This is a genomic window from Confluentibacter lentus (genome assembly GCF_002806995.1).
Classification (GTDB): domain Bacteria; phylum Bacteroidota; class Bacteroidia; order Flavobacteriales; family Flavobacteriaceae; genus Confluentibacter; species Confluentibacter lentus.
Map to the genome: position 1 here is coordinate 545,065 of NZ_NIHE01000002.1, position 24,013 is coordinate 569,077.

Here is a 24,013-nt window from a genome sequence, read left to right on the forward strand (position 1 = left end):
ATGAACGTAAAATATATATGGCTATTAATAATCCTGTTTGGATTTACAGCATGCAACGACATTGAGGATGTTAGCAGACTTGAAGCGGAAGCTGAATTACCAGAACTAACAGCTGGTTCTGCCGATTTTTCAAATTATGTAGCAATTGGCGCATCATTTACTGCAGGTTTTACCGATAATGCTTTATTTAAAGCTGCTCAAGCAAATTCATTCCCAAACATATTATCACAACAATTTTCGAAAGTTGAAGGTGGTGATTTTAAACAACCTTTAACAAGTGATAATTATGGTGGTTTAGCAGCAGGTGGTTCTAGAATTCCCGGTTTTGACCCAAGATTGATTTTTGGTGGTGCTGGCCCAGTTCCTTTAGAATCTGTAATTGGACCTGTAACCGTGACCACAGATATCGCTTTAAATAAACCAACAGGGCCTTTTAATAACATGGGAGTTCCTGGTGCTAAAAGTTATCATTTACTATTTAATGGTTATGGCAATATTGCAAATTTAGCAACCAAAACCGCTAATCCGTACTTTGTGAGAATAGCATCTAGCACTAGTGCTACCATATTAGGTGATGCCATGGCACAAAACCCTACTTTTTTTACTTTATCGGAAATTGGCGGGAATGATGTTTTAGGATATGCCCTGGCAGGTGGAGACAGCACCATTGATAACATAACACCCTCAGCAGGACCACTAGGAGTAGGTTTTGACCAAACATATAGCTACATAGTTACAACATTAACATCAGCCGGAGCTAAAGGCGTTGTTACAAATATCCCTTATATCACAGATTTACCTCATTTTACAACTGTTCCATATAATCCTTTAAGTCCATTAAACCCTTCTTTCGGGCCTCAAATACCAACTCTTAATGGCATTTTTGGTCAGTTAAATCAAGTATTTGCTTTTCTTGGTGCTTCAGAGCGTTCAATTGTGTTCTCAACTACTGCCGCAAGCCCTGTAATCATTAAAGATGAGTCTTTAGTAAATTTATCCGCACAAATTGAAGGGGTTCTTAATGCAAGTCCAACATTTCCCGCTTTTGTTCAAAGTTTTGGGTTACCAGCTCAGGCAGCACCTTTAGTTGCTAGTTTATTCGGAATAACATACGGGCAAGCAAGAATGGCCAATGACAATGATTTATTGGTTTTGCCAAGCAGTTCCGTAATAGGAACTGTTAATACAACATCTGTTGCTTTTTTAATGAACCAAGGTTTACCTCAAGCATTAGCGGGGCAATTTTCTGCTGAAGGCATTACATTACCATTAGCTGACAAATGGGTATTGATACCAAGTGAACAACAAGAAATAAAAACAGCAACAGATGCTTATAATACAACCATTGCATCGGTTGCAAGCTCAAATCCGAATGTGGCTTTAGTAGATTTAAAAGGTATTCTTCAAGAAGCAACTATCAGCGGAATCATTTTTGATAATTACATACTACAAACAAGTTTGGTTACAGGCGGTGCCATAGGATTAGACGGTGTACATCTCACGGCTAGGGGCTATGCCTATTTGGCAAATAAATTTTTAGAAAAAATTGATGAAGCCTTTGGTTCCAACTTTATAGCTTCAGGAAACGTTGCAAAAGCTGGAGATTACCCAACAAATTATTCGCCTACACTACAATAATGACGCCTTAATTTACAATACTGAAACACCTCCTTTTTGGAGGTGTTTTTTTATTACAAAAAAGCTTAAAAACGACTTTAATTATAAATATAAAAAATATATCTTTGCACGCGAAAACAAAATGCGTTTTCATACAATTAAATCGCATAATATTAAACATATAAGTAATGTCTAAAATTACAGGTAAAGTTGCTCAAATAGTTGGTCCGGTGATAGATGTCGCATTCGAAGCAGGATCTACCCTTCCAAAAATCTATGATTCATTAGAAATCAAAAGACCAGATGGTACATTATTAGTATTAGAAGTTCAATCTCATATTGGTGAAGATACCGTACGTACCATCGCCATGGATTCTTCTGATGGTTTAAGTAGAGGTACTGAAGTTGTTGCAACTGGCGCACCAATACAAATGCCAATTGGTGATGATGTTTATGGCCGTTTATTTAATGTGATTGGTGATGCTATTGATGGTCTTGGAGATTTACCAAAAGCGGGTAACGCTGGTTTACCAATTCACCGTCAGGCACCTAAATTTGAAGATTTATCAACTTCTACTGAAGTCTTATTTACAGGTATTAAAGTAATCGATTTAATTGAGCCTTATGCAAAAGGCGGTAAAATTGGATTATTTGGTGGTGCTGGTGTAGGTAAAACAGTATTGATTCAAGAGTTGATTAACAATATAGCAAAAGGACATGGTGGACTTTCAGTATTCGCTGGCGTTGGAGAACGTACACGTGAAGGAAATGACCTTTTAAGAGAGATGTTGGAATCTGGAATTATTCGCTACGGTGATGATTTCATGCATTCTATGGAAGCTGGTGGATGGGATTTATCTAAAGTTGATAAATCTAAAATGAAAGAATCTAAAGCGACTTTCGTATTCGGACAAATGAACGAACCTCCTGGAGCGCGTGCGCGTGTGGCCTTGTCTGGTTTAACTATTGCTGAGTATTTCCGTGATGGTGCTGGTGAAGCGCAAGGAAAAGACGTGCTTTTCTTCGTAGATAACATCTTCCGCTTCACACAAGCTGGTTCAGAGGTATCGGCATTATTAGGTCGTATGCCATCTGCGGTAGGTTATCAACCAACATTAGCAACAGAAATGGGTGCGATGCAAGAACGTATCACATCAACAAAAAGAGGTTCTATCACATCTGTACAAGCGGTTTACGTACCTGCGGACGACTTAACAGACCCTGCTCCTGCTACTACATTTGCTCACTTAGATGCTACAACGGTATTATCACGTAAAATTGCTGAGTTAGGTATTTATCCTGCGGTAGATCCATTAGATTCTACTTCTAGAATTTTAACAGCTGATATTTTAGGAAAAGACCATTACGATTGTGCACAACGTGTAAAAGAGTTATTACAACGCTACAAGCAATTACAAGATATCATTGCTATTTTGGGTATGGAAGAGCTTTCAGAAGAAGATAAATTGGCTGTATCAAGAGCAAGACGTGTACAACGTTTCTTGTCACAACCATTCCATGTTGCTGAGCAATTTACAGGTATCCCAGGTGTTTTAGTAGATATTAAGGAAACCATTAAAGGATTTAATATGATTATGGATGGTGAATTAGATCACTTACCAGAAGCAGCTTTCAACCTTAAAGGAACTATTGAAGAAGCTATTGAAGCAGGTGAAAAAATGTTAGCTGAGGCATAGCCGAAGCTAATGCTGAATTTATTTCAGCATCTTTTAAATTGAAACTCGAATAAACATTAAAAGACCCTGAAATAAATTCAGGGTAGTTAAACAAGTCTAACTATGTATTTAGAAATTGTATCGCCTGAAGCAACCTTATTTAATGGAGAAGTAACAAGTGTGACTGTTCCGGGAGTTAATGGGGATTTTCAAATGTTAAATAACCACGCTGCCATTGTTTCTTTGTTAAGAGAAGGGGTTGTGAAGATTTCAGGAAATAAAGAATTAGCTGAAAATGTTAAAGATAAATTCAGTAAAGGCGACAACAACACGCTTTTGCTTAAAATTAATTCTGGAACGCTAGAAATGAAAGATAACAAAATAATCATTTTAGCTGATTAGATTAGTTTCATTCAAAATATAAAACAAAAAACGCGAAACATATATGTTTCGCGTTTTTTTATTCATTAATATACTATAGATGTGACTCATAATTTGTATTTAGTAATGTCAACCATAGAACCTTTTTCAATTTGAGGTTGAGCCAATAAATATTTATTTTCCCTATTATGAATTACAACATGCCAATACATTCTATCTTCATTTTCTGTTGTCCAAAAATTTTGCACTAATGGTTCAAACTCTTTGTAAGGAATCAAGAATAATTTATCGGGAGAACCGCAACCAAAAGCAACCCATGCGTTCTCTAATGTTCTTAAAAAATCATTTTGATAAGGATGAAATGCAAACCAAAACTTTTCGTATTGCCCTTGTTTGTGATGTTTTGAAATTGCACAAATAAGTCCCGTAGTTTTATCTTTGTTAGTATAAGATATTCTTGTTTGCTTAATAAAGTTGATGTTTAGCTTAGCTGTAATTCTTATTAAACATTCTTCGTGAAAGTTTACCTGAATTGTTCTATCATCAGATGATTTTCGCTTTTTCTTTTCTACTAGTAGTTCTTCTATTTCGTCAATATCTTCATCTGTTCTTTCTGCAAGCTGAAGGTCTTTTGATGTCAAGAATATTAATTCTATTAATTTATCAATCCTTGTATATTCTCTAGGTTTTAAAAGCTCATTGATTTGTTGAATAGTTTTTGTATCATTCAAAGTTTCTTTTAAGCTCAAAAGTTTAAGTAAAGAATCCGTACTCAATAAACGAATATCCCAAGCATGCTGAGAGCCTCTAATTTGAGCTTCAAGGTCACCAGTATCCTGTCTTCCTACTACAATTAAAATTGATGATTGTGTTTTGCTTATTCGATTTTGTTCAATAAGTTTTCTTCTATATTCGGCAATGGTGTCAAGATTAATTCTATAAGCGTCTGTTGTTTTAACTTCAAGAACCAAACTATGCCCTTCGGTTGAAGACCAAATACCGTCAAACCCAATATCATTTTGCCTACCTCTATAAAGTCCGTGTTCTATATTAAATCCAAGTCGTATTCCTATCTGATTAATGATGTCTTGCAATGCAAGTCCACTATCAGAAAACCCATCTGTCAAACAGTTGTCTGCGAATTGTTTTAAAAGTGATGAAGGAACATGGTCAAGAAGGTCTCGAAATTCTTTTGATGTTATATTATTGTCTTTAAGTTTTCCGTCACCTGCAAATGCAAGAATTTGTGAAAGTGATTTTGAGTCGAACGTTCCTTTACTTTTTGCCCAAATCTCTGTAATACTATTCATTTTGTATTGTCGGTTTTATATTCTTGTTGGTTATAATTAAGCCTTCAACCCCCCACTTTATGCCCAGAAAACGCGTAATATAAAATAATGAGGTAGCACGGTAAAAGAATCCAATACCCAAAAGAAGTGGCTTCAGCAATGGCGGAAGCTTCGCCCATACCTGTTAAAATCAATTCTTCCTTTTTAACATCAACCAACATACCATATAACGGTGGAATAACAGCGCCTCCGGAGATCGCCATAATAAGCAACGCAGAAGCCGTTTTGGTAAATTTTCCTAAGCCTTGTAAAGCCAAGGGCCAAATGGCGGGCCATACCAAAGCATTGGCGATTCCTAAAGCTGCAACAAATAATACGGATACAAAACCATCTGTAAAAAGAATAAAAAAAGAAAACACAATTCCCAAAACAGCGCTGGCTTTTAAAGCAAATGCTTGATTGATATATTTTGGAATTAAAAAAACACCCAAGGCATACGTTACTACCATCGCCATTAATGTAAACAGCGTGAAAAACTTAGCTTGCTCAACAGGAATATCCAAAGCAATACCGTAAGCTATAATGGTATCGCCAGCAATCACTTCAACACCTACGTATAAAAACAATGCCAATACCCCTAACCATAAATGAGGAAATTGAAAAATACTGGTTTTCACCGTGTCGCCTACTTTTGGTTCTTCAATAAGCGATTCTTCTACATTTGGTAATGGTGCTTTTCTTATTAAAATTCCTAAGATAAATAACACCATTGCCATAACAATATACGGTGTCACCACACTATCTGCCATGGTATCTAATAAACGCCCCTTTTCCTCAGCATCAACAACCTCAAATTGTGCTTTTATTTTATCAATGCCCGATAACAATAAAGCTCCAAAAATAACAGAGCCTAACGCACCTGCTACTTTATTGGCGATACCCATTATGGCAATACGCTTTGCAGCACTTTCTATGGGTCCTAAAATGGTAATATAGGGGTTTGATGCTGTTTGTAATAGGGTCATCCCAGCGCCTTGAACAAAAATACCAGTTAAGAACATCCAATAGGTTCTGGCTTCGGCTGCTGGTATAAAAATTAAAGCCCCTACAGCCATAATAATTAAGCCTAAGGACATACTTTTTTTGAACCCTATTCTTTTGATGACATAAGACGCAGGAAGTGCCATAAAGACAAATGAAATATAAGAGGCCGATGCCACTAAATACGATTGCGCATCTGTTAACTCATTAATGGTTTTCATAAATGGAATTAATGCGCCATTAATCCAGGTTACAAATCCGAAGATGAAAAATAATCCCGCAATAACAATAATGGGAATAAGTGTGTTGTTCTTTTGCGGAAGTGCTTGATTTGTTTCTGACATATATTAAAGGTTGATTTACACTTTTTTAATCACGTTGGTAACAATGCCCCAAATAATAAAATCATTGTCTTTAGTGATTTTTATAATGGGATAATTAGGATTTTCAGGCTGTAACCAAACCTCATCTTTATCAACTTTTAAGCGTTTTACGGTGAATTCTCCATCTAAAAAACAAACAGCAATTTTGTTGTTTTCGGGTTCCAGACTCCTATCAATAACCAACAAATCGTTATCATCGAGTCCAGCACCAATCATGGATTGTCCGCTTACACGCGCAAAAAAAGTAGCTTCTTTGTTTTTAATAAGTTCTTTATCCAAAGACAAGCGTTGTTCTTTAAAATCTTCGGCTGGCGATGGAAATCCTGCAGAAATTCCAGTATCAAAAAACAAAGCTCCTAGATTATTGGTGTCATCTGGAGTGAAAAATGTTAACGGTTGAGCGTTGTGTGATATCATCTTTTACTATTCCTGTGTAGGCAGAAATCTAATTTATAATTAATTTTTTATATGGATTCCTGCCTGCGCAGGAATGACAATACTATTTCACTTTAATAATGTCATTAATATTCGTTGTATATCTGGGTGATAAGCGTTCTTGGCGCATTTTCCAAGTGCGTTTTAAATCTTGATTCCCAAGCTTTACTTTATAATCTGCATACTTTTTATTCAACCCATCAATAGCATGCATCAATGGTTTATGCTTCGGGTTTTCGCTTTCAAATAAATCTATTTGATGATTATATGTAGGCACTAAACCCGTAACGATAACACCTGCCCGTTTATACTTAATGCCTTCTTTAAAAATGGTTGTGACAGCATGAACGGCTTGTTGACTGATAATCAAACTCGAATCTGTTGGAAAAGGTAGGCTTATTATTTTACTTGCTCTATGTTGTTCTAAATCTTTTTTATGACGGTCGCTACTTAAGGTCACATAAATAATATGGCAACTGGATTTTTGCCTTCTGAGTTTTTCGGCACAACTGGTTGCAAATGTGGAAATGCGCTCTTTTATATTATCTATATCGGAAAATGTATATTCAAAACTTCTAGTGGTGGCAATGGCGTGTTTTGTCTTTATGTCTTCTAATTTAATTTCTGAAATACCTTCCAAATCCTTCTTTAATTTCCATTCGGTGATAGAAAAGGTTTTACGCACCCAATCATCTGATAGTTGTGTGAAATCGAATGCCGTCATGCAGTTTTTAGCCTTTAATCGCTTTTGAAGTTGCCGACCAATGCCCCAAACATCTTCAATCTTCATCCATTTTAAGGCTTTTATTCTTTTTTCTTCGGAATCAATAACGTAAACACCATTAGTTTGATTAGGAAATTTACGTGCAATTTTATTGGCAACCTTGCTCAACGCTTTTGTTGGCGCGATGCCCACACAGGTTGGAATACCTGTCCATTTTAAAATGCGTTGCCTAATTTGATTGCCGTAATCATTGAAATCGTAATCCTTAAACCCTTTAAATTCCAAAAAAGCTTCGTCTATACTATACACCTCAACATCGGGCGTGAATTGTTCTAAAATTTTCATCACACGGCTACTCATATCGCCATATAAGGGATAATTTGAAGACAATACCCGGATGTTTTTTTCTTTGCAGAACGCTTCCCATTTAAAAATGGGCGCACCCATAGGAAGCTCTAAAGCTTTGGCTTCATCACTTCGTGAAATAACACAACCATCATTATTACTTAAAATAGCAATGGGTTTGTGGCGTAAATTAGGGTTAAAAACGCGTTCGCAAGACGCATAAAAATTGTTACAATCTACTAGGGCGTACATAAAAGTAAATATACGAGAAAGACCTTAAAAAATCTAGAAAGTAATTACTAAAGAAACCCTAAGAACTAAATTAATTGACCTTTCTTTAAAATAGTATGTCCGTTTCGCTTATAAGACACTTTAGTGCCATTGGCACAAAAATCGTAAGCGCCTTTGGCTTTATCTTCTGATGCCGATAATAATATGACGTCTTCTACTTGACATTTATAGTCTTTAGCCACTTTTTTCTTTATGTCCTCCATAGTTGCGCGTCCTCTTTTTAATTGCGTTTGAATGTTTTTATCCAACTCTGGTTCTACAAAATCTTGAGCCAAATTACATCCATTAACTTCAGCTGTTCTTACTTTTTCTTCAATAGCATTCTTCACAACAGGCACTTCTGCATCAATATATTCCCATGTAAAATCGGCTTTAAGTAAAACACGTCTGCCATCGTCTGTTTTTACAATGTAATTATTTTGTGAAAAACCAATAAACGAGATAAAAAATAACAAGATTAATAAAGAGGTTTTCATAAGAAATGGAAATTAGACGTTTTGATTAATCCAAAAATACATTTTTTAATGGAAAAAGATGAAACTAATCTTGTAAAATAAAACGTATTAACTACTTAAAACCAAATCATAAGCCTTTCTCAATTTCTTTACAATCATCTCAATTTCTTCTTCGCTTAAATCCCCAAATCCGAAACGGATACAACAGGTATTTTTATCTTGGTAAAGAATGGTTTTTGGAAGAAATAAATCATTTCTTTGGGCGTGTTCAGCCAACTTAACCAAGGATATTTGTGGTTCAAAGCGTAGCCATAGGGCTAAACCTCCCGATGGTTTTTCCCAAAATACGTGTTGCTTAAAATGTTCCGAAAGGCACTCACATAAAAAATCACGTCTTTGTTTATAAATGAGGACATTTTTCTTGATTAATCGATGTATTTCGCCTTCACAAATCAATTCAGACAACATTTGTTCTTGAATTAAATCTCCCTGTCTATCCAATATTTTTAAATAGTTTTTTGTTTCTGAAATTAAATTCTCTGGCGCTATCACGAACCCTGTCTGAAAACTAGGAAACAAAGATTGCCCTAGTTTACCTAGATAAATTATAACGCCATTGGCATCGGAGCTTGCCATGGGCAACATGGCAGAACCATCAAACTGAAAATCGTAATCGTAATCGTCTTCAATAATAGCAAACTGATACTCTTTAGCAAGTTGCATCAATTGCAAACGGCGTTCGGCACTAAGCGTGCTCGTAGTTGGGTAATGCCTATGGGCACACACATAAATACAACGAATGGTACGTTTTGTGAAATGTTTTCTAATATATTCAACATCTATGCCGTGGTCATCTATGGGGATTGTTTTAATTATAGCGCCCGATTGCTGAAAAATCATATTGGCAGCATAATTGCTTAAATTGCCAACCAAAACAACATCATTGGGTTTTAAGAGCAATTGGGAAACAATATAAAGGCTCATTTCCGTACTTCTGGTGCTCATTAAGTTAGACGGCTTTATATGAAATCCGCGCGTGGCATTTAAGTAATTACATAGCTGAATTTCAAACGTTGAATGCGAAGATAATGAGGTTTGATTCCAATTCGGAATCAACGATTTTCGTTTCATGGAAGCACTGTACCATTTAGAAAATTGGTGTGTAGGGTGTAATCTCAAATCGGGTTGCCCGTCATTAATACTGTATTTATTTTGATTCTGTTCACGTGTAGAAGCTAAATTAAATGAAGGCTGAAACGGAAATCCTGTGGTTATGGAATACTCATGCACTTGGTCTACATGCTGAGATGTTGCTTTTATAGCTGCGGTTTTTTGTTCTGGAACTAACACACAAGTACCTCTATTTGGTATAATCTCTACCCAACCTTGTGACGCCAATTCATCATAAATAGCGACAACCGTATTTCTATTAATATTAAATAGCTCACTAAACGTGCGCGTTCCAGGTAACCAAGTACCTTCTGTTAAGTAACCACGTTGAATAGCATTAATAATTTGTTGCGCCGTTTGGATATATATAGGTGTTGTATTCGATTTTTCGAGATGAATTAATTGCGTTAAAAGCTTACCAACCGGACTATCCATTATTTTAAAAGTGGACTACTTAACTAGTCCAGAAAGTTACGAATTTTGCACCGAAAAAATACATTCAATTATTTATTATGAAAAATAACGGTTTTTTAACTTTATCATTATTGGTTTCAGTAATGATGGTAAATGCTCAAAACGTGTCAATTACGGAACAAGATACCACAGCTCTTGGTGAGGTTACGGTCACCTCCTCACGAATAAGTTTACCCTTTAAAGAAAATTCCAGAACCATTTCCATCATATCTTCCGCAGAGATTAAAAACAGTGCCGCTACCAATCTAGCCGATTTATTACAACAAGAAGCCGGTATTGATATCCGACGAAGAGGTACTGCTGGCATGCAAGCCGATTTATATATTCGTGGTGGTAGTTTTGACCAAACCTTATTGCTAATTGATGGTATAAAAATGGATGATGCACAAACGGGGCATCACACCATGAACGCCGCTTTACCTTTGGAAGTTATAGAACGTATAGAAATCATAAAAGGGCCTGCTGCTAGAGTATTTGGTCAAAATGCCTTTACAGGAGCGATTAATATTGTTACCAAAAAAGTAACCGAAAACGCCACTTCGGTAAATTTAGAAACCGGTTCTTATAATCAGCTAAATACATATGTAACTTCGGCTTCCAATCTTGAAAATTCATCACATATTGTACATGTAAGTCGATTAACTTCAGATGGGTATCGCTATAATACTGATTATGAAAACACTAATTATTTTGTTAAAAGTACTTTTAATAAAAAAACACAAGCTATTGAAATGATTACCAATTTCTCTGAGCGTAAATTTGGTGCCAATGGATTTTATTCTACGCCATCGGCCATCAATCAATATGAAGAAACCCAAAATAGTTTGGTTGGTTTTTCAACGCAATTTACTTCAGAAAAGTGGCAAATTACACCTCGCGTTTACTGGAAACGCAATCAAGATGAATATGTTTTTGTACGCCAAAACCCTTCTATTTACAGAAACTTACATATTACAGATAAGATAGGTGCTGAAGTAAATGTCTCATACACCTCAAGTTTAGGAGTGACTGGTTTTGGTATTGATATGTCTAAAATATATTTGCGTAGTAATAATTTAGGCGATAGAAATCGGTTTATGACCACCCTATTTTTAGAACATCAATTTAAATTAGCCAATAACCAATTGGATATTACGCCCGGTGTTGCCGTTACTTATTTCTCGGATTTTAAATTTCATGCCTTCCCAGGAATTGATGTTGGCTATCGCTTGAACGACAACTTAAAAGCCTACGGAAATATAGGCTACACTTATAGAATACCAACCTACACCGATTTGTATTATGCAGATCCAACCACCATTGGAGACCCTAATTTAAAACCAGAAGAAGCCCTTTCAGAAGAAATTGGTATCAAATATTTTATGCCAAGGTTTACGGCTTCGGCAGCCGTTTTTAATAGAGATGCCAGTAAGTTAATTGACTATGTAAAAGACAATGCACCAGATTTATGGCAAGCCACTAATATTAGGGATTTAAACACTAAAGGTTTTGAAATCAATACGTCTTACTACTTTAAAATAAACACATTTAATCAAAATCTTTCTTTAGGTTACACCTTTTTAGAAGATGAAGTGAAGGCGCTTAACGTTAACTTTTCAAGATATGCCATAAACTCGCTGAAACATCAATTTACGAGTCGTTTAAGCACCCAATTGTTTAAAAATGTGAGTCAGAATATCATTTACAAACATGCTGAAAGAACTGCGGGAGACAGTTATAATGTGTGGGATGCCTCCATCATTGTAAGCCTAAAACAATTTGAAATAACTGCAACAGCCAGTAATATTTTTAATGCCGACTATTACGAAACCAACTTAGTGCCCATGCCTAAAGGCAATATGCTTTTTGGACTTCGATACAATTTCAATTAAAACATTTACAGTTTAGGGATTATTTTTTTGAAGCACTTATTTTTTAAAGATTAAATTTTAGGAAGAATAAAATTTAATCTTTTTTCTTTTCGTAACAAATCGATGTTTTTAGATACTTATTAAATTGTAAATGTTTTTACATAAAAAGGATGACATTTAATACATCAACCCAAGAGCGGATTGTGTCGATTTTACTTTCAAAATAACATGGTAAAGTCATAAAAAGGTTTTATATTTCATAAATTTTCTAAACTAAATAATTATGGCAGAGTGGTTTTCAAACCTTGAACTATTTCCTAAGATATATTGGGTTATAGCATTAGTGTCCTCATTAATTTTTATTATAATCATGGTAATCACCTTTATGGGCGGAGATGGTGATGGCATTGATACGGATGCAGAAATAGAGTCTGATACCGGCATAGGTTTTCAATTTATCACATTTAAAAATCTCGTTGGTTTCTTTACCATATTAGGATGGAGCGGTATTGCATGTATAGATTCTGATCTTTCAAAACCATTAACCGTTGTTATCTCTTTTATATGTGGCTTGATAATGATGACCATCATGGCTGCCATGTTTTACTACATGCGAAAACTTAACGATAGTGGTACTTTAGATTTTAAAAATGCTGTTGGAGCTGTTGGTGAAGTCTATCTAACAATTGGTGCTAATCGCTCATCCATTGGAAAAGTGCACGTAAAAATACAGGGTGCTTTACGCGAATTGGAAGCCCTTACAGATTCTGAAACTACTTTAAAATCAAGTTCTGTCATCAGAGTCAAAGATGTTACTGAAAACGGAATATTAATTGTTGAACAACTAACCAAATAAACTATGCTATTAATTGCAACACAAGACGCTTTTAGCTTCGGACTACCAATGACCATTATTGCCGCAGTTTTATTCGTATTTATCTTTTTTATAATCTTAGTAAGGCGTTACAAACGATGCCCTTCAGATAGAATATTAGTTGTTTATGGTAAAGTTGGCGGTGGTGAATCTGCAAAATGTATTCATGGTGGTGCCGCATTCATCATTCCTGTTATTCAAGATTATCAGTTTTTAGATTTAACGCCCATTTCCATTGAAGTTAATCTAGTTAATGCGTTAAGTAAACAAAACATTCGTGTTAACGTGCCTTCTCGTTTTACCATTGGTATTTCTACGGAGCCTGGCATCATGCAAAATGCTGCCGAAAGATTATTAGGCTTAGGTCAAAATGAAATACAGGAATTGGCTCAAGAAATCATTTTTGGCCAGTTGCGTTTGGTGGTGGCCTCCATGGATATTGAAGAAATCAATTCTGATAGAGACAAATTTTTAACCAATATTTCTGAAAGTGTAGAATCTGAGCTTAAAAAAGTAGGGTTAAAACTTATCAACGTAAACATCACCGACATTGTTGACGAGTCTGGCTATATTGAAGCTTTAGGAAAAGAAGCTGCTGCACATGCCATTAATGCCGCCCGTAAATCGGTTGCTGAAAAAAACAGGGATGGTTCTATTGGAGAAGCAAACGCCGTACAAGACGAAAGAACCCAAGTAGCTGCTGCCAATGCGCAAGCTGTGGAAGGTGAAAATACCGCAAAAATAGCTGTAGCTAATTCAGATTCTTTGCGTCGTCAAAGAGAAGCAGAAGCGGAACGCGTTGCTATTGCATCAGAAAAAGTACAAACAGCAAAAGCCTTAGAAGAATCGTATGCTGCTGAACAGTTAGCTGAGGCCGCCAGAGCAGAGCGTGAACGTTCGTCTCAAATGGCCGATGTTATTGTACCTGCTGAAATTGATAAACGTAAAATAGAAATTAATGCTGAAGCGGAGGCCGAACAAATAAGAAGACTAGCAAGAGGTGAAGCCGATGCCATTTTGTTTAAAGCACAAGCAGAAGCACAAGGATTATATGAAATATTGACCAAACAAGCGGCTGGTCTGGACCAAATCGTGAAAGCGGCTGGCAACAATTCCAAAGATGCGGTACTCTTATTAATTGCCGATAAATTGCCTGAACTTGTAAAAACACAAGCTGAAGCCATTAAAAATATTAAAATTGATAAAGTCACTGTTTGGGAAAATGGCAATGGTAAAGATGGAAAATCTTCAACGGCCAATTTCCTTTCTGGCCTGTATCAATCAGTGCCTCCATTACAAGACATGTTTAATATGGCAGGTATGGATTTGCCAGATTATTTAAAAGGGAAAGATCCTGAGAATAAAGATTCTGCAGGTAAAAAGAAACCTTCATCTGACGAAACAGATATTGATATGGCAGAGAATAAATAATAAAAGAAGAAATTCCACCCAAGGGTGGAATTTTTGTTTTAAATATAACTTCAACCGAGACAAAGTATCATTAGGCCAAAATAGATACCAAGTCGCGTTTAATTTGTGAATACCAATCTAACACCTCAAATACTATTTTTAATTAGATAACGTTTTCTTAACTTTGACTCACTAAACTTTTTTAGCCTTGGCACTAAACTTATTGGATATTCCTCGTGTAAAAACCATTACTAAAGAGGATTTTTTTAAGCATTACTTTAAACCACAAAAGCCCGTGGTTATCGAGCGTTTTATAGACCATTGGCCAGCTTACACCAAATGGAACCTGGATTATATGAAAGCCATTGGTGGCGATATTACCGTTCCACTTTATGACGACAGACCCGTAGATTATAAAGATGGTTTTAACGAGGCGCATGCCAAAATGAAATTGGCAGACTACATCGATTTGCTGAAACGCGAACCCACAAAATACCGTATTTTTTTATGGAATGCTATTAAGGAAATTCCTCAGTTGCAAAAAGATTTTACGTTCCCGGATTTTGGATTGAAACTCATGAAAGGGATTCCTATGTTATTTTTTGGCGGACAGGATTCGTACACCTTTATGCATTATGATATTGATTTGGCAAACATTTTCCATTTTCATTTTGAAGGAAAAAAACAAATCATTTTATTCGACCAAAAACAGAACGACTTTTTATATAAAGTGCCCCATTCATTAATCACTAGGGAAGATATTGATTTTGCCAACCCCGATTTTGATAAATGGCCCCTACTTAAAAAAGCGCAAGGCTATAAAACCGAACTCAACCACGGCGAAGTGTTATACATGCCTGAAGGTTACTGGCATTATATGCGTTATATAACCCCAGGTTTCTCTATGAGTTTGCGGGCTATTGCTAGAAATCCTAAGAATTTTGGCCAAGCTGTTTACAATTTGGCAATCATGCGAAATTTTGATAACATCATGCGCAAGCTTAAAGGCCAAAAATGGATTGATTGGAAAAATGAACAAGCCATTGTAAGAACACATAGGAAGAATGGTATTGCTTTGTAACTAACGCTCTTGCGAGGCACGAAGCCCGTCATTGCGAGGTACGAAGCAATCTCATGATTAGAACGAAACAAGAAACAGATTGCTTCGTCGTTCCTCCTCGCAATGATCAATTACTTTATCAATTCATTGGCTTTATCATACACCAAATGCGATTCCCAACCAAGGCGTAAAAAATAATCTATAAACTTCCTTTTTTTCTTCAGTTTATTGGATTCTTTAATCTGTAGTACTTTTTTTTCGGTTAAGTCATTAAAAACATCGGTATACTCCTTGTCAGATATCTCCCTAATAGCTTGATTTATATTAACTTTGCTTACGCCCTTTTGCTTAAGTTGATAAGTTAAACGGCTTTTACCCCATTTCTTGATATGAAACTTACCGCTCACATATGTTTTGGCAAAACGTTCTTCATTAAGAAAGTTATGCTCTAAAAGATGTATTGTAATCACATCGATAGCCTCGGGTATCATGTGCATGTCCATTAATTTTTGTTGCACTTCTTGATGGCTACGTTCTTGATAGGCGCAATAATGCTCCATTTTTTTGGTAGCTTCTTGTACCGTATATGTTTTTTTGGGTGGCTGCATGGTTTTCCAAAAATAACAATAACAGAAACAACATTTGTAAAAACACAAATCTTTTAGATTTTAAAAACGTAAGCGTATGGTACATAAAATTACTTTAAAACCATTATTCTCTTTTTTAGCTTTTGGCTTGTTCTTTGTAGGCTTTGGGTTTGGGCAAAGTATATTTAATAATCCAATAACCGAAAACGCTATTAACGCAGAAGTCAATAATCCCTACACAAATGGGCAATATTTTGACCCAAGTATTACGGTTTCAGGTATCGGAAAAGGGACGGGGGTTTCGGGTATTGCTACTGGAACAAATGATAGATATAATGTAAGAGGCTGGAGTACGGGAAGTATAGATGCCAATGATTATTTTGAATTCACCATTACCCCAAATGCAGGGTATGAAATAGATTTTGGAAATTTTGTATATACAAGTCAGGCATCCGCAGGCGGACCTACATTATTTGCTTTTAGAAGTAGTCTAGATGGATATACCTCTAATATTGGAACCCCTTCATCAGGTGGCACAACTATAAATTTAACCCCATATCAAAATATTACATCACCCATTACTTTTAGATTTTATGCTTGGGGTGCTGGCGCAGGCACGGGTACTTTTAGCATTGACAGTTTTACATTCAGTGGCGTAGTATCTGCGCTGCCTTGTTCTACAACAGTAACTTGGAATGGTGCTTGGAGTGGCGTGCCAAATTCAACCACAGAAGTTATTATTGCTGCCGATTATAATACTTCAAACGGAGGCAGTGAAATAAGTTTTAGTGCCTGTAACTTAACCATAAACCCTGGAGCAGAACTGTTTGTCGCCAATGGCACTTATGTTGAAGTAGTAAATGATGTAGTTGTTGATGGCGAACTGTATGTTGAAACACAAGGTAATTTTGTGCAAAGTAGTAATTATGGGACTTTTACATTAAGTCCCGGTGGAGATTCTAGAGTTGTTAAACAAACAGCTAACAAAGCTCAATGGTATTATTACACCTATTGGAGTTCACCCGTCAATGGTCAAACCATTGAAGAGACATTCCCAGACGTAGATGGAGACAGACGATTTTGGTATAACGCTGCAAACTATATAGATGAACATACAGTCGGCACAACCAACGGCATCCCCGATGATATTGATGACAACAACAACGATTGGCAAATTGCTTTAGGAACTGACCCTGTTCTACCCGGCGTTGGTTATGCGGTTACTGAATCTCGGTTTCACTTTCCTGGAGCTACAGGTATAGCAACTTTTATAGGGGAATTTAATACAGGTGATATTCCAATAACAATTATAAATAATACAGAAAATATTTTCCCTGCGTTTAGCTGGAATTTTATCGGTAATCCCTATCCTTCCGCCATTGATTTTATTACGTTTCAACAAGCTAATTCAAGTGTTATTGATGGTGCGGCTTATTTTTGGTCACAGGCTTCTCCGCCTGATGCTGCCAACCCTGGAAACCAAAATTTAAACTTCAACCTAAACGACTATGCCGTCTTTACTGTGGGCAGTGGAGGCACTGCAGGTGGTGGCCCAGATACACCAACTCAATACATTCCATCAGGACAAGGTTTCTTTGTTGCTGGTTTAGCAAATGGGACTGCTACTTTTACTAATGCCATGCGTATGGCAGACGGAACCAGTAACTTACAGTTTTTTAAAAATACAAGTGCCAAGAACAGTTCAAATGTTGTGGAAAACAAATTATGGGTTGACTTAAAATCTGATAACGGAATTTTCAACCAAATTTTGGTGGCTTATGTTGACGGCGCAACTAATGACAATGACGGTTTATCTTATGATGCCCCAAAACTTTTAACAGCTGATTATCCAGCAGCTTTATATTCAATTATTGAGAGTTCAACTCAAAAATTCGCCATTCAAGGAAAAGCAGAAAGCAGTCTAGATGCGAATGAAACCATTAAACTTGGCTTTAAAACCAGTATTAACGTTGCTACTTTGTACACTTTATCTATCGCGCAATTGCAAGGAGAGTTTTTAAAAAATAACACCATTTATTTAAAGGATAATTTATTGAATAAAGTACATAACCTATGTGGTTCCGATTATACATTTACATCAGAAGTTGGTGAGTTTAACGACCGTTTTGTAGTGATGTTCAATAACCAATCGCTATCAATCGATGAATTGGTAGCCGATACCAACACCTTAAAAATTATTGATTTGGACAACGACCGTGTTAAGTTTACAATTACCAATGATTTAAGGATTAAAACCGTGACTGTTTTTGATTTATTGGGAAGGGAGTTATATGCGTTCAAAGGGCAAAATAGCGAAGAAATATATCATCTTTCAAATCTGAAAAACAACATTTACATCGCTAAAGTGGAACTTTCAAATGGATCTGTTATTACAAAAAAGGCGGTTAAAAAATAGTTTAATTAAAAACTTGGTTGAAAATCTGCAAGGATTTAGGAGTTTTAAAACTTCCTAAATGCAATTCGAAATAAAGCAATAGCATATTTAAAAATGACTGTCTTTGTTTGGAAGTTATTCTTATTTCGGATAACATATCAAAACTTGTATGCAAAAGTATCTTTAAAAGTGTTAGATTTTCGCCAGAAATAGCATATTTACTGGAAGGTTTCAACTCGAATTTCCCATCTTGAAGATTAAAATAATCATATTCTATATTATTAACTTCGGGGTAAAACCCTAAATATTTAGTAAGCTTCAGTAAAAACACCAAATGAAAATTCGCGTATTCGTCATGGGAATCGAACCATAACAAGGTGTTTTCCAAATAAGTGTAAAGTGTTTCGTTTTGTTCTTCTTCTTTTAATGTACTTGACAGGGCTTCAGACAAAAACATAACAACGGCACTTTTTACAACATTGGAATGTAAACTGCTATAAAGATGATTTAATTTAACTTCTTTTATGGTGTGGAGAGAGCGGTTGGCTTTATAATCGATGACCAAAGTCAATTGGGAAAGCAACTGAAAATAAGCCGTTTGAACAATCCCTTTTTTACTTTTTAAAACACCTCTTAATAAAAAACTGAGCATGCCATAATGCTGCATGTAACATTTTACAATAAGATCGTTGTCGCCATATTTTAATTTTGAAATAACAATACCATTTGTAGATACTAGCATTACCTAATAACCATTAACTTAATGACTTTGGTTTCAAACGTATCTAAATCTGATAGCATGACCAGATATACTCCAGATTTCACTACATTATTAGCAAGGTTTTTACCATTCCAATACGCTGTACCTCCATCAATTTCCAAATTAAAACCTCTATACCTTAAATTGATCCTTGATTGTGCTTCGGCTACCAAATTGCCTTCTATATCGGTGATTTTAATATTGACATTTTCAGAAATATCCTTGATTTTCACACGGTCTTCGGTAATATTAAATGTTGGCCGTACCGGATTTGGGTACACATGGGCTGCTTGCAATGTTTCCTGAGTTCCTGAACTTCCCGAACGAAAAGACACCAATCCTTTGCTGGTTGCTATATAAACTTTACCGTTGGTTTGGTCTATAGAAATATCTGTTATTTCATTTGATGGCAACGGGGAATTATCCGTTGTAAAATGAAAAATTGTATTTTGTCCGTCAGATGACAAATAAAAGATTCCAGAGCTTACCGTTCCAATCCATTTGTTGTTCGAGCCATCTACTTCAATATCTGTAATTATCTGTTGAAAAAGAAGTTCTTTAGCAATGCCGTCTTCAGAAATAATGATTTCATCAACGCTTATATCATTATCATCAAAAAAATTGGTTGTATTATAAAGCACTCTTAATCCTCTATAAGTTCCTATCCAAAGCTGATTTCTTCTATCCAAAGCTAATGCCGTCACATAACTCATTGGCATATTTTCTTCTTCTCGGAATATTTTTTTTAACTGAAAACTATTGCCGTTTTCTTTAAACCCAATAAAACCATGTTCGTAACTGGCAATCCATTTAGTGCCATCGTTTCCAATAACCATATCACCATAGCCTAGATTTCTACTCTGTATAATATCTGTAAAACTATATGATTGCCATTGATTGGTTGTTGGGTTATATGATTTTAATGGTCTATCTATTTGACTCGTCACTGTCCATAATAATCCTGCACTATCAAATTTAGAAGGGCCAACTCTTATATCAACATAGTTGGGATCGGATGGTAAAACTAACGATTCCAAACCACTATTGCTTTGATTGTATAACATGGTTGGAATGTCTTCATTAACTTCTAACAACCCATTAAAAAAAGAACTTATAAATACTTGGTTATTATTAAAAGGATTTACAGAAATAGCATTTAAACACATAGCATTTAAAGCGGCACTATAAGGTGTATTTATCCATTCATCCCCGTTTAAATGACTAAAGCCAAGACTGTTTAAAGGATACGGATTGAAAAAAATATCATAATCTCCAAAAGTAACCCAAAGATTATTAGGTGTAGCCTGAATTGAAAAAGGGGTGTTTAGCAAGGGCCCTTCGGGATGTACTTCTTCATAGGTTCCTGGACTAGAGATTAGGGTTTTTAAAACACCAAAATCATGGGTTCCTATATAGATATATTCTGAATCTACAGTAGCCGATGTGAATTGTGTGCTAAATGATGGGGTAACCGCTGCTTGGGAAAGTAAATTAAAATTAGAATCGTAAACAAAAACATTATTTATGGTGATAACTATTAAATTCCCATTAGCCGCTCTAACATCAAGGGGTGGATTGGCATATTGAAACAACTGGGACAATGTGTTATTTGTAATTTGAAAAATCCAATTATCGGTTCGTGTTGTAAATAATTTATCTTCTAAAGTTTCAATGGAAGAAAAACTTCCTGAAACAATGGTTTGCCAATTTTGATAATCTATTAAATTCGGACTAGAAACTTGGGCTTTTCTAATACCATGTCCTTCTAAACAAGAAGCATAAATCTCGTCTCCAATAATGGCTGTTTGGCTGACCTGAATTTGTGTTCCCAAATCTCCTACAAAATAAGTATCCCCAAATTCCAATCTATCTAAATCAAATACGGAAATGCCATAATTTGTAGAAATATAAACCACATTTTGATAGGCATTAAAATGATTGACTCTTTTATTATTGGGTGGTATGGTTGGTTTATCAACAATATCGTTGATTGTAAGTACATTATCGTCATTATCGAATGCTATTTCTATTAATCCGTTTTCATAACCAATGATTAGCAATTCATAAGTATCACTATAGTATATGGTTGATATATTTTCACCTGATAATCCGTGAATTGTGGTAAGCTGTTCTAATTCTCTAGTTTGCTTATCATAAGTAAAAACGGCGTTTTGTGCAGCTGCATAAATTTTAGTGTCGCTTTCTACAACATCTTTTATATTATAAAAAGAAAAATGACCTTGCCATAAGGTTGAAAAATCTTGGGCAAATTGTAAAAATGGAAAAAAGTAAATTACTAAGACAAAAATTCTTTTAATCATAGGTTGTTTTCTTCACCCAAATATATTTATATATAACGAGTTTTACTTTAAAATAATATAAATTAAATGAAAAAGCTCCCTGTTTTATAGGGAGCTTTTAGTAATTGATATTTTAAATTAAGGCTTTATACGATTCCTTGAGCAAGCATGGCATCGGCTACTTTAACAAACCCAGCGATGTTGGCTCCCTTTACATAGTCAACATAACCATCTTCATTTTTACCATATTTGATGCAAGAATCATGAATATTGGACATGATTTCTTTTAATTTTAAGTCTACTTCCTCTCTTGTCCAATTGTATCTTAATGAATTTTGAGTCATCTCTAAACCAGAAGTTGCAACACCACCTGCATTGGATGCTTTACCTGGTGCATATAAAATTTTAGCTTCCTGAAACACATGAACAGCACCAAGTGTAGAGGGCATATTGGCGCCTTCTGCAACGCAAATGCAACCATTCTTCAACAACATTTTGGCATCCGCTTCATTAAGCTCATTTTGTGTGGCACATGGCAATGCAATATCGCATGTTACTTCCCAAGGAGTTTTTCCTTTTATAAATTTGGCGTTTTTATAAGTTTCTAAATAATCACTTATTCTGCCTCTTTTTACATTTTTAATATGCATGATATGGGCTAGTTTTTCAGCATTTATACCTTCTAAATCGTAAATATATCCAGAAGAATCAGACATGGTTAATACTTTAGCCCCCAATTGAATACATTTTTCAACAGCATATTGAGCTACATTTCCCGAGCCAGACACAACAACTTGCTTTCCAATAAAATCTTTCTCTTTTGTTTCAAGCATTTTTTGAGCAAAATAAACGGTTCCATAGCCAGTTGCTTCAGGTCTGATTAATGACCCTCCCCAAGACAATCCCTTACCTGTTAAAACGCCAGTGAACTCATTTTTTAATTTTTTATACATCCCAAAAAGGAATCCTACTTCTCTGGCACCAACACCTATATCACCTGCAGGTATGTCTGTATTTGGTCCTATATGTCTAAATAACTCACTCATAAACGAATGACAAAAACGCATAATTTCGCCATCACTTTTCCCTTTAGGATCAAAATCACTTCCCCCTTTACCACCACCCATGGGCAATGTGGTTAAACTGTTTTTAAAAACCTGCTCGAAAGCTAGAAACTTTAGGATGCTCATATTAACCGTAGGATGAAAACGTAAGCCCCCTTTATAAGGGCCTATGGCGGAATTCATTTGAATTCTGTAACCTCTATTAACTTGGATCACACCCGAATCATCAACCCAACAAACTCTAAATGTTATGGCACGTTCTGGTTCTACCATTCTTAATAAAATGTTTTTGCCATAATAAATATCGTGCTTAACAATGTATGGAAGCACAGTCTCTGCAACTTCCTCAACAGCTTGTAAAAACTCGGGTTCATTACCATTTCGTTCTTTTACAAGATTTAAAAACTCTTCAACTATATTTTTCATAGACACAAAAAGTATTGCTTTTATTGATTTTATAATTTTTATGTGCAAATATACGTTGTATTTAAAAAATTATAGTTTTTATTTATGAAATTCATAATCAATATTTTTCAGGTCTTATCTACTAATTTATTTAAATTTGTTTGTGATGCGAGTTTTTATATATTTGTTTAATAATGCTCCAAAAAAATAAAACCTTATTATGCTTGACTTGAAACGGTTAGCTTTCTTTTTTGGCTTGTTTGTACTGAGTCAAACTGCATTCTCTCAATTAGGCTTTTCACACGAACTAGGCGTTATTGCTGGTCCAGTCCAGTTTCGTTCTGACTTTGGGAATCGATCAGATGAAGAAACAAATTTTGGAAATTCTGGTATTGGCGTTGGAATTATTCATTACTTAAACTTTTCTTACAGCGCAGATTGTAATTGTTATACCACTGACACCTATTTTAATGACCATTTTAAATTACGTAATGAAATCTCTTGGAACAGAACAAATTTAGAGCATCTTGGTAAATGGGTAGACCCAAGCAGAACCACTATAGAGGCCAATCAGCTTAGGGGGCACACTGGCGTTGCCAATAATTTAGATATTGGTACACAGCTAGAGTTTTTCCCCTTAAGTATTCGTTCTTTTCAGGCATTTAGCTATAGACTTGCTCCTTTTGTAAGTTTAGGTGTTCATTATACTTCTTTTACACCAAAGGTTAAAACAACATATGCAAATCCAAATCCTGCTGCTTTTGGCGATGTTACAGACCCAAGTAATTTTTACTCAGGTTGGGCTCCAGGATCTGTAGACGCCTCTCCAGGCAACACATTTTCTATGGTTACCAGTGTAGGTTTTAGATATAAAGTTGGAAAACTTTCTGATTTAATGTTAGACCTGAGATGGCAATACTACTTTAATGATAGGGTTGATGGACTTGACCATAACCTTAATTATAACAAGTATAACGACTGGCTTTTATGGCTGAATGTAGGTTATATTATTTATTTATAATAGGCT

The 24,013-nt window shown here is 35.5% G+C and carries 19 protein-coding genes; 9 read left to right on the forward strand and 10 right to left on the reverse strand.

All coding sequences use genetic code 11. The features are described from left to right. The 3 genes from CDH50_RS06320 to CDH50_RS06330 all read left to right on the forward strand — a co-directional run bounded on the left by CDH50_RS06320 (position 1) and on the right by CDH50_RS06330 (position 3,695). Complete coding sequence (locus CDH50_RS06320) at positions 1–1,638, forward strand: SGNH/GDSL hydrolase family protein (RefSeq protein WP_100611157.1); 1,638 nt, start codon at positions 1–3, stop codon at positions 1,636–1,638. A 167-nt stretch (positions 1,639–1,805) separates the two neighbouring features. Beyond that, entirely contained in the window at positions 1,806–3,314 is a 1,509-nt protein-coding gene (gene atpD, locus CDH50_RS06325; protein ID WP_100611158.1) for a F0F1 ATP synthase subunit beta, read from the forward strand. Positions 3,315–3,416: 102 nt separating this feature from the next. Continuing rightward, complete coding sequence (locus CDH50_RS06330) at positions 3,417–3,695, forward strand: F0F1 ATP synthase subunit epsilon (protein WP_100611159.1); 279 nt, start codon at positions 3,417–3,419, stop codon at positions 3,693–3,695. 86 nt (positions 3,696–3,781) lie between these two features. Here the strand turns inward: CDH50_RS06330 and CDH50_RS06335 are convergent, their stop codons facing one another. The 6 genes from CDH50_RS06335 to CDH50_RS06360 form a co-directional block, all read right to left on the reverse strand. Then, positions 3,782–4,984: a hypothetical protein gene (locus CDH50_RS06335; RefSeq protein ID WP_100611160.1), complete on the reverse strand. Its 1,203-nt coding sequence runs from the start codon at positions 4,982–4,984 to the stop codon at positions 3,782–3,784. A gap of 44 nt (positions 4,985–5,028) precedes the next feature. Beyond that, complete coding sequence (locus tag CDH50_RS06340; protein ID WP_100611161.1) at positions 5,029–6,348, reverse strand: sugar MFS transporter; 1,320 nt, start codon at positions 6,346–6,348, stop codon at positions 5,029–5,031. 15 nt (positions 6,349–6,363) lie between these two features. Next, the gene (locus CDH50_RS06345; protein WP_100611162.1) at positions 6,364–6,804 is read right to left on the reverse strand and encodes a LexA family protein; all 441 of its coding nucleotides are present in this window, start codon (positions 6,802–6,804) and stop codon (positions 6,364–6,366) included. 82 nt (positions 6,805–6,886) lie between these two features. Then, positions 6,887–8,143: a Y-family DNA polymerase gene (locus CDH50_RS06350; RefSeq protein WP_100611163.1), complete on the reverse strand. Its 1,257-nt coding sequence runs from the start codon at positions 8,141–8,143 to the stop codon at positions 6,887–6,889. A 65-nt stretch (positions 8,144–8,208) separates the two neighbouring features. Then, a complete protein-coding gene (locus CDH50_RS06355; RefSeq protein ID WP_100611164.1) occupies positions 8,209–8,658 on the reverse strand; it encodes a DUF3157 family protein in 450 nt (149 codons plus the stop codon). An 87-nt stretch (positions 8,659–8,745) separates the two neighbouring features. Next, complete coding sequence (locus tag CDH50_RS06360) at positions 8,746–10,242, reverse strand: aminotransferase-like domain-containing protein (protein ID WP_198513440.1); 1,497 nt, start codon at positions 10,240–10,242, stop codon at positions 8,746–8,748. A gap of 77 nt (positions 10,243–10,319) precedes the next feature. On the opposite strand from CDH50_RS06360, the gene CDH50_RS06365 reads away from it, so the two are divergent. The 4 genes from CDH50_RS06365 (at position 10,320) to CDH50_RS06380 (ending at position 15,496) form a co-directional block, all read left to right on the forward strand. Then, the gene (locus CDH50_RS06365) at positions 10,320–12,152 is read left to right on the forward strand and encodes a TonB-dependent receptor plug domain-containing protein (protein WP_100611166.1); all 1,833 of its coding nucleotides are present in this window, start codon (positions 10,320–10,322) and stop codon (positions 12,150–12,152) included. Positions 12,153–12,414: 262 nt separating this feature from the next. Then, entirely contained in the window at positions 12,415–12,987 is a 573-nt protein-coding gene (locus CDH50_RS06370) for a hypothetical protein (RefSeq protein WP_100611167.1), read from the forward strand. 3 nt (positions 12,988–12,990) lie between these two features. Continuing rightward, positions 12,991–14,436, forward strand: coding sequence for a flotillin family protein (locus tag CDH50_RS06375; RefSeq protein ID WP_100611168.1), 1,446 nt, complete (start codon positions 12,991–12,993; stop codon positions 14,434–14,436). 187 nt (positions 14,437–14,623) lie between these two features. Beyond that, positions 14,624–15,496, forward strand: a complete 873-nt coding sequence (locus CDH50_RS06380; RefSeq protein ID WP_100611169.1) for a cupin-like domain-containing protein — start codon at positions 14,624–14,626, stop codon at positions 15,494–15,496. A 110-nt stretch (positions 15,497–15,606) separates the two neighbouring features. On the opposite strand, the gene CDH50_RS06385 is transcribed toward CDH50_RS06380, so the two are convergent. Next, a complete protein-coding gene (locus CDH50_RS06385) occupies positions 15,607–16,083 on the reverse strand; it encodes a regulatory protein RecX (RefSeq protein WP_100611170.1) in 477 nt (158 codons plus the stop codon). A gap of 76 nt (positions 16,084–16,159) precedes the next feature. Here CDH50_RS06385 and CDH50_RS06390 point away from each other — a divergent pair, with 76 nt between their 5' ends. Next, on the forward strand, positions 16,160–18,478 hold the full coding sequence (locus CDH50_RS06390) for a T9SS type A sorting domain-containing protein (protein ID WP_100611171.1): 2,319 nt from the start codon (positions 16,160–16,162) through the stop codon (positions 18,476–18,478). Position 18,479: 1 nt separating this feature from the next. Here the strand turns inward: CDH50_RS06390 and recO are convergent, their stop codons facing one another. From recO to gdhA, 3 genes are all read right to left on the reverse strand, one after another. Continuing rightward, positions 18,480–19,199 (reverse strand): DNA repair protein RecO, encoded by a 720-nt coding sequence (gene recO / locus CDH50_RS06395; RefSeq protein WP_100611172.1) that lies wholly within the window; start codon positions 19,197–19,199, stop codon positions 18,480–18,482. Further along, a complete protein-coding gene (porZ, locus tag CDH50_RS06400; protein WP_100611173.1) occupies positions 19,199–21,538 on the reverse strand; it encodes a type IX secretion system anionic LPS delivery protein PorZ in 2,340 nt (779 codons plus the stop codon). Before porZ ends, recO begins: the two co-directional genes overlap by 1 nt. Positions 21,539–21,663: 125 nt before the next feature. Beyond that, positions 21,664–23,007, reverse strand: a complete 1,344-nt coding sequence (gene gdhA / locus CDH50_RS06405) for an NADP-specific glutamate dehydrogenase (RefSeq protein WP_100611174.1) — start codon at positions 23,005–23,007, stop codon at positions 21,664–21,666. Between the two features lie 199 nt (positions 23,008–23,206). On the opposite strand from gdhA, the gene CDH50_RS06410 reads away from it, so the two are divergent. Continuing rightward, a complete protein-coding gene (locus CDH50_RS06410; RefSeq protein ID WP_100611175.1) occupies positions 23,207–24,007 on the forward strand; it encodes a THC0290_0291 family protein in 801 nt (266 codons plus the stop codon). The last annotated feature ends 6 nt before the right edge of the window (positions 24,008–24,013 follow it).

Coding starts and splice junctions, on each gene's coding strand:
- CDH50_RS06320 (WP_100611157.1), top strand. CDS start 1: ATGAACGTAAAATATATATGGCTATTAATAATCCTGTTTGGATTTACA.
- gdhA (WP_100611174.1), bottom strand. CDS start 23,007: ATGAAAAATATAGTTGAAGAGTTTTTAAATCTTGTAAAAGAACGAAAT.
- CDH50_RS06350 (WP_100611163.1), bottom strand. CDS start 8,143: ATGTACGCCCTAGTAGATTGTAACAATTTTTATGCGTCTTGCGAACGC.
- CDH50_RS06340 (WP_100611161.1), bottom strand. CDS start 6,348: ATGTCAGAAACAAATCAAGCACTTCCGCAAAAGAACAACACACTTATT.
- CDH50_RS06355 (WP_100611164.1), bottom strand. CDS start 8,658: ATGAAAACCTCTTTATTAATCTTGTTATTTTTTATCTCGTTTATTGGT.
- CDH50_RS06390 (WP_100611171.1), top strand. CDS start 16,160: ATGGTACATAAAATTACTTTAAAACCATTATTCTCTTTTTTAGCTTTT.
- CDH50_RS06370 (WP_100611167.1), top strand. CDS start 12,415: ATGGCAGAGTGGTTTTCAAACCTTGAACTATTTCCTAAGATATATTGG.
- porZ (WP_100611173.1), bottom strand. CDS start 21,538: ATGATTAAAAGAATTTTTGTCTTAGTAATTTACTTTTTTCCATTTTTA.
- CDH50_RS06360 (WP_198513440.1), bottom strand. CDS start 10,242: ATGGATAGTCCGGTTGGTAAGCTTTTAACGCAATTAATTCATCTCGAA.
- CDH50_RS06365 (WP_100611166.1), top strand. CDS start 10,320: ATGAAAAATAACGGTTTTTTAACTTTATCATTATTGGTTTCAGTAATG.
- CDH50_RS06410 (WP_100611175.1), top strand. CDS start 23,207: ATGCTTGACTTGAAACGGTTAGCTTTCTTTTTTGGCTTGTTTGTACTG.
- CDH50_RS06335 (WP_100611160.1), bottom strand. CDS start 4,984: ATGAATAGTATTACAGAGATTTGGGCAAAAAGTAAAGGAACGTTCGAC.
- CDH50_RS06385 (WP_100611170.1), bottom strand. CDS start 16,083: ATGCAGCCACCCAAAAAAACATATACGGTACAAGAAGCTACCAAAAAA.
- CDH50_RS06375 (WP_100611168.1), top strand. CDS start 12,991: ATGCTATTAATTGCAACACAAGACGCTTTTAGCTTCGGACTACCAATG.
- atpD (WP_100611158.1), top strand. CDS start 1,806: ATGTCTAAAATTACAGGTAAAGTTGCTCAAATAGTTGGTCCGGTGATA.
- CDH50_RS06330 (WP_100611159.1), top strand. CDS start 3,417: ATGTATTTAGAAATTGTATCGCCTGAAGCAACCTTATTTAATGGAGAA.
- recO (WP_100611172.1), bottom strand. CDS start 19,199: ATGCTAGTATCTACAAATGGTATTGTTATTTCAAAATTAAAATATGGC.
- CDH50_RS06345 (WP_100611162.1), bottom strand. CDS start 6,804: ATGATATCACACAACGCTCAACCGTTAACATTTTTCACTCCAGATGAC.